The sequence below is a fragment of the Stenotrophomonas sp. genome, assembly GCF_036662295.1.
GTDB lineage: Bacteria > Pseudomonadota > Gammaproteobacteria > Xanthomonadales > Xanthomonadaceae > Stenotrophomonas.
This window is the reverse complement of the sequence record NZ_JAVWXA010000143.1, coordinates 1-7,860: the sequence shown is the minus strand read 5'-3', so window position 1 is coordinate 7,860 and position 7,860 is coordinate 1. Positions and strand designations below refer to the sequence as shown.

General features: G+C 68.9%; 8 protein-coding genes and 1 tRNA gene. 7 read left to right on the top strand and 2 right to left on the bottom strand.

Going from position 1 to position 7,860, the window contains the following annotated elements; genetic code table 11:
• From lpxK to RSA25_RS18065, 6 genes are all read left to right on the top strand, one after another.
• A partial coding sequence (gene lpxK / locus RSA25_RS18090; protein ID WP_332810217.1) for a tetraacyldisaccharide 4'-kinase occupies positions 1–869 on the top strand: 869 nt, incomplete at its 5' end.
• 50 nt (positions 870–919) lie between these two features.
• The gene (gene kdsB, locus RSA25_RS18085; RefSeq protein ID WP_332810216.1) at positions 920–1,693 is read left to right on the top strand and encodes a 3-deoxy-manno-octulosonate cytidylyltransferase; all 774 of its coding nucleotides are present in this window, start codon (positions 920–922) and stop codon (positions 1,691–1,693) included.
• A 97-nt stretch (positions 1,694–1,790) separates the two neighbouring features.
• Complete coding sequence (locus RSA25_RS18080; RefSeq protein WP_332810215.1) at positions 1,791–3,200, top strand: hypothetical protein; 1,410 nt, start codon at positions 1,791–1,793, stop codon at positions 3,198–3,200.
• Positions 3,197–5,044: an excinuclease ABC subunit UvrC gene (uvrC, locus tag RSA25_RS18075; protein ID WP_332810214.1), complete on the top strand. Its 1,848-nt coding sequence runs from the start codon at positions 3,197–3,199 to the stop codon at positions 5,042–5,044. Before RSA25_RS18080 ends, uvrC begins: the two co-directional genes overlap by 4 nt.
• Positions 5,045–5,053: 9 nt before the next feature.
• Positions 5,054–5,677 (top strand): CDP-diacylglycerol--glycerol-3-phosphate 3-phosphatidyltransferase, encoded by a 624-nt coding sequence (pgsA, locus tag RSA25_RS18070; protein WP_332810213.1) that lies wholly within the window; start codon positions 5,054–5,056, stop codon positions 5,675–5,677.
• A 46-nt stretch (positions 5,678–5,723) separates the two neighbouring features.
• A tRNA-Gly gene (locus RSA25_RS18065) sits at positions 5,724–5,799 on the top strand.
• Between the two features lie 96 nt (positions 5,800–5,895).
• Here RSA25_RS18065 and RSA25_RS18060 read toward each other — a convergent pair.
• On the bottom strand, positions 5,896–6,519 hold the full coding sequence (locus tag RSA25_RS18060) for a hypothetical protein (RefSeq protein ID WP_332810212.1): 624 nt from the start codon (positions 6,517–6,519) through the stop codon (positions 5,896–5,898).
• Between the two features lie 330 nt (positions 6,520–6,849).
• Here RSA25_RS18060 and RSA25_RS18055 point away from each other — a divergent pair, with 330 nt between their 5' ends.
• Positions 6,850–7,026 carry an FAD-dependent oxidoreductase gene (locus RSA25_RS18055; protein ID WP_332810211.1) on the top strand — a complete coding sequence of 59 codons (177 nt, stop codon included), beginning with the start codon at positions 6,850–6,852 and terminating at the stop codon, positions 7,024–7,026.
• 561 nt (positions 7,027–7,587) lie between these two features.
• On the opposite strand, the gene RSA25_RS18050 is transcribed toward RSA25_RS18055, so the two are convergent.
• A partial coding sequence (locus RSA25_RS18050) for an Imm50 family immunity protein (protein ID WP_332810210.1) occupies positions 7,588–7,860 on the bottom strand: 273 nt, incomplete at its 5' end.

Genomic DNA, 7,860 nt, shown 5'->3' with positions numbered 1-7,860 from the left:
TGCCGGTCATCGTGGTCGGCAACGTCACCGCCGGCGGCACCGGCAAGACCCCGCTGACCATCGCCCTGGTCGACCGCCTGCGCGAGGCCGGCTGGAAGCCCGGCGTGGCCAGTCGCGGTTACGGCCGGCAGGAGCCGGGCGTGGCGCGCTGGGTCGAGGCGGGCACCTCCACCGCGTTGGGGGGCGACGAGCCGGTCCTGATCGCCTGGAAGACCGGCGTGCCGGTGCGGGTGGACGCCGACCGCGTGGCCGCCGGCCGCGCGCTGGTCGAGGCCGGCTGCGACATCATCGTCTGCGACGACGGCCTGCAGCATTACCGGCTGGCGCGCGACATCGAGATCGAAGTGGTGGATGCCCAGCGTCGCTACGGCAATGGCCGGATGATTCCGGCCGGGCCGCTGCGCGAGCCGGCCAGCCGCGCCAACGACTGCGATTTCCGCGTGGTCAACATGGGCCAGGCCAGCCACGGCGCCGGTGAAGCGCCGACGTGCGGCTTCGGCGAGTGGCCGATGCAGCTGCACATCGACAGCGCCCAGCCGCTCAGCGGTGGGCGCGCACGCACGCTGGCCCATTTCCGCGGCCAGCGCGTGCATGCCGTGGCCGGCATCGCGCACCCGCAGCGCTTCTTCGAGATGCTGCGCGCGCACGGCCTGGGCGTGGTCCCGCATGCGTTCCCCGATCACCACGCCTACCAGGCGGCCGACCTGCGCTTTGGCAGCGAGCTGCCGGTGCTGATGACCGAGAAGGACGCGGTGAAGTGCAAGGTGTTCGCCAATGAATGGCATTTTGCCGTACCGCTGGCCGCCGACCTGCCCGCCGCGTTCTGGGTCAACCTGCTGGATCGGCTGGACAAGCTCGGCAAGCGTTGACCGCCGCGCCTGCCTCCCGAATTCCCCGTGTCATTGTCGAGAGTTTCCGCATGAGTGCCTCCGTCGATTTCGTCGTCGCCATTCCCGCCCGTTTCGCCGCCTCGCGCCTGCCCGGCAAGCCGCTGCGGCTGCTGGGTGGCCAGCCGCTGGTGCTGCGCGTGGCGCAACGCGCGCTGCTGGCCGGCGCGCGCGAGGTCTGGGTGGCCACCGATGACGCGCGCATCGCCGATGCCCTGCAGGGCCTGGCCGAGGTGCGCGTGGCGATGACCTCGGCCGACCACGCCTCGGGCACCGACCGCCTGGCCGAGTGCGCCGCGCAGGCCGGCTGGGGCGATGACACGGTGGTGGTCAACCTGCAGGGCGATGAGCCCTTCGCGCCGGCCGAGGGCATCGTGGCGGTGGCCGAAGCGCTGGTCTGCAGCGGGGCGCAGATGTCCACCCTGGCCACCCCGGTGGAGGACGCCGAGCACCTGTTCGACCCCAACGTGGTCAAGGTGGTGCGCAAGCAGAACCTGGACGCCCTGTATTTCAGCCGGGCCCCGATCCCGTGGCACCGCGACGCCTTCGCGCGTTCGCGGGAGACCCTGTCCGGCCCGCACTGGCTGCGCCACATCGGCATCTACGGCTACCGCGCCGGCTTCCTGCGCCAGTTCGCGGCGCTGCCGCCGGGCGTGCTGGAGCAGCTGGAGTCGCTGGAGCAGCTGCGCGCGCTGGAGGCCGGCCATCGGATCAGCGTGGCGCTGACCCCGGCCGCGTTCCCGCCCGGCATCGACACCCCCGAGGACCTGGCCCGCGCCGAGGCCTGGCTGGCGGCGCATCCCTGACCGGAGTGCGGCGGTCGGGATAGGCCATGCCGATCCCCGCCGCAAATTTGGCGCCGGCACGACGATTGCATGACGCCGACTCCGGCATAATCGGGGCATGAACGTACAGCCTGTCCAGGACCTGCCCGAATTCGCCACGTGGCTCAATGCCGCGCCCACCACCCTGACCGAGCTGCGCGGGCGGCCGGTGGTGCTGGCCTTCGTCAACGCCGCCTCGGTGTGGTGCGCGCAACGCCTGGCCGAGCTGGCCCAGTGGCAGCTGCGCAACCCGGGCCGGCTGCAGCTGCTGGTGCTGCAGGTGCCGCGCTTCGACTGCGAACGCGAGCCGGAGCAGGCGCTCAAGCTGCTCCGTCGGCAGGGGCTGGCCGCGCCGGCGCTGCTGGATGGCGACTGGGACGGCTGGCGGCGCTTCAACATCACCGCCTGGCCCACCCTGGTGCTGCTGGATGCGCAGGGGCGCGAGCGTGACCGCCTGGTCGGCTTCGGCGGCGAACTCGAGCGCGCCCTGACGGCGCTGTGCGAAGGCGTGGGCCGCCCGCCCGACGCCGAGCCGGCGCGCGAACTGCATCCCGAGCCGCGCCTGCCGCTGCGCTTCCCGGTCGGCCTGGTGGCCACCACCGAGCGCCTGTACATCGCCGACAGCGGCCACCATCGCGTGCTCGAGTGCAGCCATGGCGGACGGGTGCTGCGCCAGTTCGGGCTGGGCACCGCCGATTTCATGGATGGCGGGCCGGGCGAAGCCGCCTTCAACCGGCCGCAGGGCCTGGCCCTGGAGCGCGATGCGCTGTACGTGGCCGACACCGGCAACCATGCGCTGCGCCGCATCCACCTGCTCACCGGCCAGGTCGACACCCTGTGCGGCACCGGCCGCCCCGGTGAGCCGCTCGAAGGCGTGGTGACGCAGCCGCGCGGGGTGCCACTGAACCACCCGCAGGGGCTGGCGGTGGCCGACAACCAGATCCATATCGCCATGGCCGGGGACAACTGCATCTGGAGCTACCACCTTGGCCAGCGCACCCTGAAGTGGCGCGCCGGTTCGGGTGCCATCGACGTGCGCGACGGCAGTGGCCACCTGGCCGCGTTCGCGCAGCCGGCCGCGGTCGCCGCCGTGCAGCAGGTGCTGTATGTCTGCGACGCGCTGGGCTCCTCGATCCGCGCCATGCAGCTGCGTGGCGACCTGGTGCAGACGCTGGTGGGGCAGGGGCTGTGGTCCTTCGGCGACGAGGACGGCCCGCGCGCGCTGGCCCAGCTGCAGCACCCACAGGCGATCGCGATGAGCCCCGATGCGCCGCTGCTGTGGATCGCCGATGCCGGCAACGGGCGCCTGCGCACGCTGCGCCTGGGCGGTGGCGAGCTGAGCACGCTGGAACTGCCACGCCGCCTGCACGGCCCGGCGGGCCTGGCCCTGGGCGGCGGTGCAGTGTGGATCGCCGAGACCGATGCCCACGCCGTGCTGCGCTTCGACCCGGTCAGCGGCGTATTGAGCGACGTGCCGATCACCGAATGACCGCGTCCACCGCTCCGGCCTTCGATGGCAAGGCATTCGCGGCCCACCTGAGTACCGCGCCCGGCGTTTACCGCATGTACGCCGCCGATGACAGCCTGCTGTACGTCGGCAAGGCGCGTGCGCTGCGCAACCGCGTGGGCAGCTATTTCAACGGCACGCCCAAGACCACCCGGATCATGTCGATGCTGTCGCAGGTGGCGCGCATGGACGTGACCGTGACCCGCTCGGAGGCCGAGGCGCTGCTGCTGGAAAACCAGCTGATCAAGTCGCTGTCGCCGCGCTACAACGTGTCCCTGCGCGACGACAAGACCTACCCGCACGTGCTGCTCACCCGCGAGGAATGGCCGCGCATCGCGCTGCACCGCGGGCCGCGCGCGGTGCCGGGTCGTTACTTCGGCCCGTACCCGGGCGTCACCGCGGTGCGCGACACGCTCAACCTGATGCACAAGCTGTTCAAGCTGCGCAGCTGCGAGGACAGCGTGTTCCGCAACCGCACCCGGCCCTGCCTGCAGTATCAGATCGGCCGGTGCAGCGCGCCCTGCGTGGACCTGGTGGCGGCCGGCGACTATGCCGAGTCGGTGCGCCGCGCCTCGATGTTCCTGGAAGGCAAGAGCGACCAGCTCGGGCGCGAGCTGGGCACCCAGATGCAGGCGGCCAGCGAGGCGTTGGAGTTCGAGCAGGCCGCGCGCCTGCGCGACCTCATCACCGCGCTGCGCAGCATGCAGACCCGCCAGTACGTGGACGGCCGCGCCGCCGATCTGGACGTCCTGGCCTGCGCCACCCAGGGCGCCAATGCCTGCGTGATGCTGCTGGCCTTCCGTGATGGCCGCAACATGGGCACGCGCCCGTTCTACCCGCGCACCAACGGCGAGGAGAGTGCCGAGGAGGTGCTGGCCGCGTTCGTCTCGCAGTACTACGCCGAGCACTCGCCACCGCGCGAAATCCTGCTGGACCGCGAGATCCCCGATGCCAGCCTGATCGAGTCGGCGCTGTCGGCCTCGGCCGAGGTCAAGGTGCAGCTGAAGTGGAACGTGCGCGGCGAACGCGCCGGCTACGTCGAGCTGGCCAGCCGCAACGCGCAGATCACCCTGGTCAGCGAACTCACCAGCCGCAGCGCCCAGCACGCGCGCAGCGAGGACCTGCGCCAGATGCTGGGCCTGGCCGAGCAGGTCAAGCGGGTGGAGTGCTTCGACATCAGCCACACCATGGGCGAGGCCACGGTGGCCTCGTGCGTGGTGTTCGATGCCAGCGGCCCGGTGCGCAGCCAGTACCGGCGCTTCAACATCAGCGGCATCGAGCCGGGCGATGATTACGCGGCGATGCGCCAGGCGATCGAGCGCCGCTTCCGCCGCGCGGTCGAGGAGGACGGCGTGCTGCCGGACCTGCTGCTGATCGACGGCGGTGCCGGCCAGCTCGGCCAGGCCCAGGCCGCGCTGGCCGACCTCGGCGTGGAAGGGGTGATGCTGGTGGGCGTGGCCAAGGGCGTGGAACGCCGGGCAGGGCATGAGGCCCTGGTGCTGCCCGACGGCCGCGAGCTGCGCCCGGGGGCGGCCTCGCCGGCCCTGCAGTTCATCCAGCAGGTCCGCGACGAGGCCCACCGCTTTGCCATCACCGGCCACCGCGGGCGCCGCCAGAAGGCGCGCATGACCAGCAAGCTGGAAGACATCGCCGGCATCGGCCCGCGCCGGCGCGCCAGCCTGCTCAAGCATTTTGGTGGCCTGGTCGGCCTCAAGGCGGCGGGCGAGGCGGAAATCGCGAAAGTGGACGGCATCAATGACGCCCTCGCTGCACGCATCTACGCTAACCTGCATGGACTGCCCGCGCCCGACGCGGCGGGCGAGTAGAGAGAAGCGATGAAGTTGACCCTCCCCACCTGGCTCACCCTGCTGCGGATCGTGATGATCCCGGTGCTGGTACTGGTGTTCTACCTCCCCTACAAGTGGACCAATTTCGCCTCGGCGGCGATCTTCGGCCTGGCCGCGATCACCGACTGGCTGGATGGCTGGATCGCCCGCCGCTACAACCTGGCCTCGGCCTTCGGCGCCTTCCTGGACCCGGTCGCGGACAAGCTGATGGTGGCCGTGGCGTTGTTCCTGATCGTGCAGGGCCACCCGACCGCGTGGATGGCGGTGTGGGCGGCGGTGATCGTCGGGCGCGAGATCGCCGTCTCGGCGCTGCGTGAGTGGATGGCCGAGATCGGCCAGCGCGCCAAGGTGCGGGTGGCGCTGATCGGCAAGATCAAGACCACCGCGCAGATGGTGGCGCTGCTGTGCCTGCTGTATTCGGTGGCCCCGCATACGCCGATGCAGGACATCTGGATGGGCGTGCAGGTCTTCCACGTCGGTGACTGGACCCTGGCCATCGCCTCCATCCTCACGTTGTTCTCCGGCCTGCAGTACCTGCACGCGGCGTGGCCGAGCCTGCGCGAGGACGAACGCGCCGCACGAGAAAGCGCGCGTGCGAAAAAGAATGGCTGAGGGCTGTTGACAGCACCGCGTTTGGCTGTAGAATTTCGCCTCCCAAGCGGGAATAGCTCAGTTGGTAGAGCGCAACCTTGCCAAGGTTGAGGTCGCGAGTTCGAGTCTCGTTTCCCGCTCCAGATACGGTTTTTCAGGGCAATTCATCGCCCGGAAAGCAGAACGAAAAAAGCGACCGCAAGGTCGCTTTTTTTGTGGCGCGGGCCCGCGCGCGCCGGTCATGGCGATGCGTCGGTCGCCGCCATGCAATCGTCCTGGAAGTTCAGTCGCTCGTCCTTGATGCCGACGCAACGCTCCACCCGTCTGTCGTCCTGCATCGCCGCAAAGCGCAGCAGCCACGGCGCGGGCAGGGGATGCAGGGCCGCTGCCGCGTCGCTGCCCATGTCGATGGCCTGCTCGATCGAGTGCACGCAGCTTTGCAGCAGGACGAAATCCTGCACGACCAGTGCGCCATTGCGCACGGCCAGCAACATCAATCCATCTTCCTGCCCCGCGCCGCAATAGCCCGATGGCGAACCCGGATTGGACGGCGCGCTGACCAGCAGCAGCACGCTGTTGTCCGGCGCTGCCGCCACGCGATGCCGGCCCACCGCCTGCACGGTGTCCGACCGGGACAGCGCATCGCGCAGTGTCGGGTTCACCCGCAACACGCTGGTCCCGGCGCCTGACTGCAGCTGCGCGCTGCCCTGGGCGCTGTCGATGCGCAGGTGCGCGCCGCTGCCATCGGCCAGCGCCACGGTGAGCACCGGTGGCGCGGCCATCAGCGGGGCAGTGGCCAGCAGTGGGGTCAGCCCAAGCAGCGCGCCCAGCAGCGGCACGTGGCGGTGGCGGCGGTCATGCATCGGCGGCCGCCGCGCGTATCTTCGCCAGGCCGTTCACCCGCGTCGTGATGTTGTCCGGGTCGCCACCGCGAGGGAGGGGGCAGGACCCGCGGGTGATGTGGCGAACCTGCAACGCGACATCCGATGTTATGAAGGGCTTCCTTGTCGTTGGTGCCTGCACCGCGCGGCGCGGGCCAGGCATGACGGTGATGGACGGGCCGCCACCGTAGCATTCCGTGCGGGCATCGTCAGGCCGGCAGCGGCCGCTTCATACCCGCTTCACCGGCACTTCATGGCCTGCCCGCCGACGCACGCGACGCTGCACGCTCCTTTCTACAAGGCAGACGCGCGATGCTTTCTCCTTCCCCCGCCCACGATTACGACCTGGTCGTGGTCGGCGCCAGTTTTGCCGGGGCCGCCTGCGCGCTGGCCGCCGCCCAGTACGGCCTGCGCGTGTGCGTGCTGGAGCGCAAGGCCGCAGGTAGCGGTAGTCCAGGCGGTTGCCGTCGGGCAGGCGGGCGTGGCTGAGCTGGCCGAGGGCGTCGTAGCGGTAGCGCAGGGTGGCGCGGCCCTGGTGCTCGGTGATCAGGCGGTCGTTGAGGTCGTACTCGTAGGCTAGCGGCCAGTGGCCGTCGTCGACGCTGACCAGGCGGCCGAGGTGGTCGTGGCGGTAGTGCACCGCGTTGCCGTCGGGCAGTTTTTTGACCAGTAGGCGGCCGGCGCTGTCGCGCTGGTATTCGGTCTTGAGCGGGGTGTCGTCCTCGCCGAACTCGGTCTTCTCGATCAGCTGGCCGTTGAGGTCGTAGACATACGCGGTGCGCTTGCCGTCGAAGCCGATTTCCTGGCTGATCAGGCCGTTGGGGTGGTAGTCGAGGGTGTAGCGCTCGCCGCGTTCGTTGTCGATCTGGGTTAGCAGCAGGCGGGCGTTGTCGTAGCGGTAGCTGAGCTGGCTGCCGTCGGGGTTGACCTGCTTGGCCAGCCGTGCGTTTTCATCGACCGAATGTCCTTCAGTGCGCGGCAGTCCACAATGTTTATATGTTGATTTGTGAGTCGCCTTGATGAGTACTTATAACTTGGGGTTGAGTGCAGTCATTCGGTACCATTTAAGTAGACGGTAGGGCCGTTAAGTGCAATGTATTCGGCTTCTATGAGTATTTGGCATTTATCGTTTTTGATAATGATCTCATATTGGTTTTTTTCTTTTTTGATTGTTGCGATTAATGGTTCTTTTGTGTGTTTGTATTGAATTTTAAGGTTGTTTGTTTTTAGAAATCTTAGTCCAATTTGGCAGGTATTGAATTCTTGTAGTGAATCGCCCAGGGTTTTGTAGACAGTCGTCAGCCGTTTAGTGCGTACTGCTTC

Bases quoted from the DNA above. Each gene is read 5' to 3' on its own strand.
- kdsB (WP_332810216.1), top strand. From the start codon at position 920: ATGAGTGCCTCCGTCGATTTCGTCGTCGCCATTCCCGCCCGTTTCGCC.
- RSA25_RS18080 (WP_332810215.1), top strand. From the start codon at position 1,791: ATGAACGTACAGCCTGTCCAGGACCTGCCCGAATTCGCCACGTGGCTC.
- uvrC (WP_332810214.1), top strand. From the start codon at position 3,197: ATGACCGCGTCCACCGCTCCGGCCTTCGATGGCAAGGCATTCGCGGCC.
- pgsA (WP_332810213.1), top strand. From the start codon at position 5,054: ATGAAGTTGACCCTCCCCACCTGGCTCACCCTGCTGCGGATCGTGATG.
- RSA25_RS18060 (WP_332810212.1), bottom strand. From the start codon at position 6,519: ATGCATGACCGCCGCCACCGCCACGTGCCGCTGCTGGGCGCGCTGCTT.
- RSA25_RS18055 (WP_332810211.1), top strand. From the start codon at position 6,850: ATGCTTTCTCCTTCCCCCGCCCACGATTACGACCTGGTCGTGGTCGGC.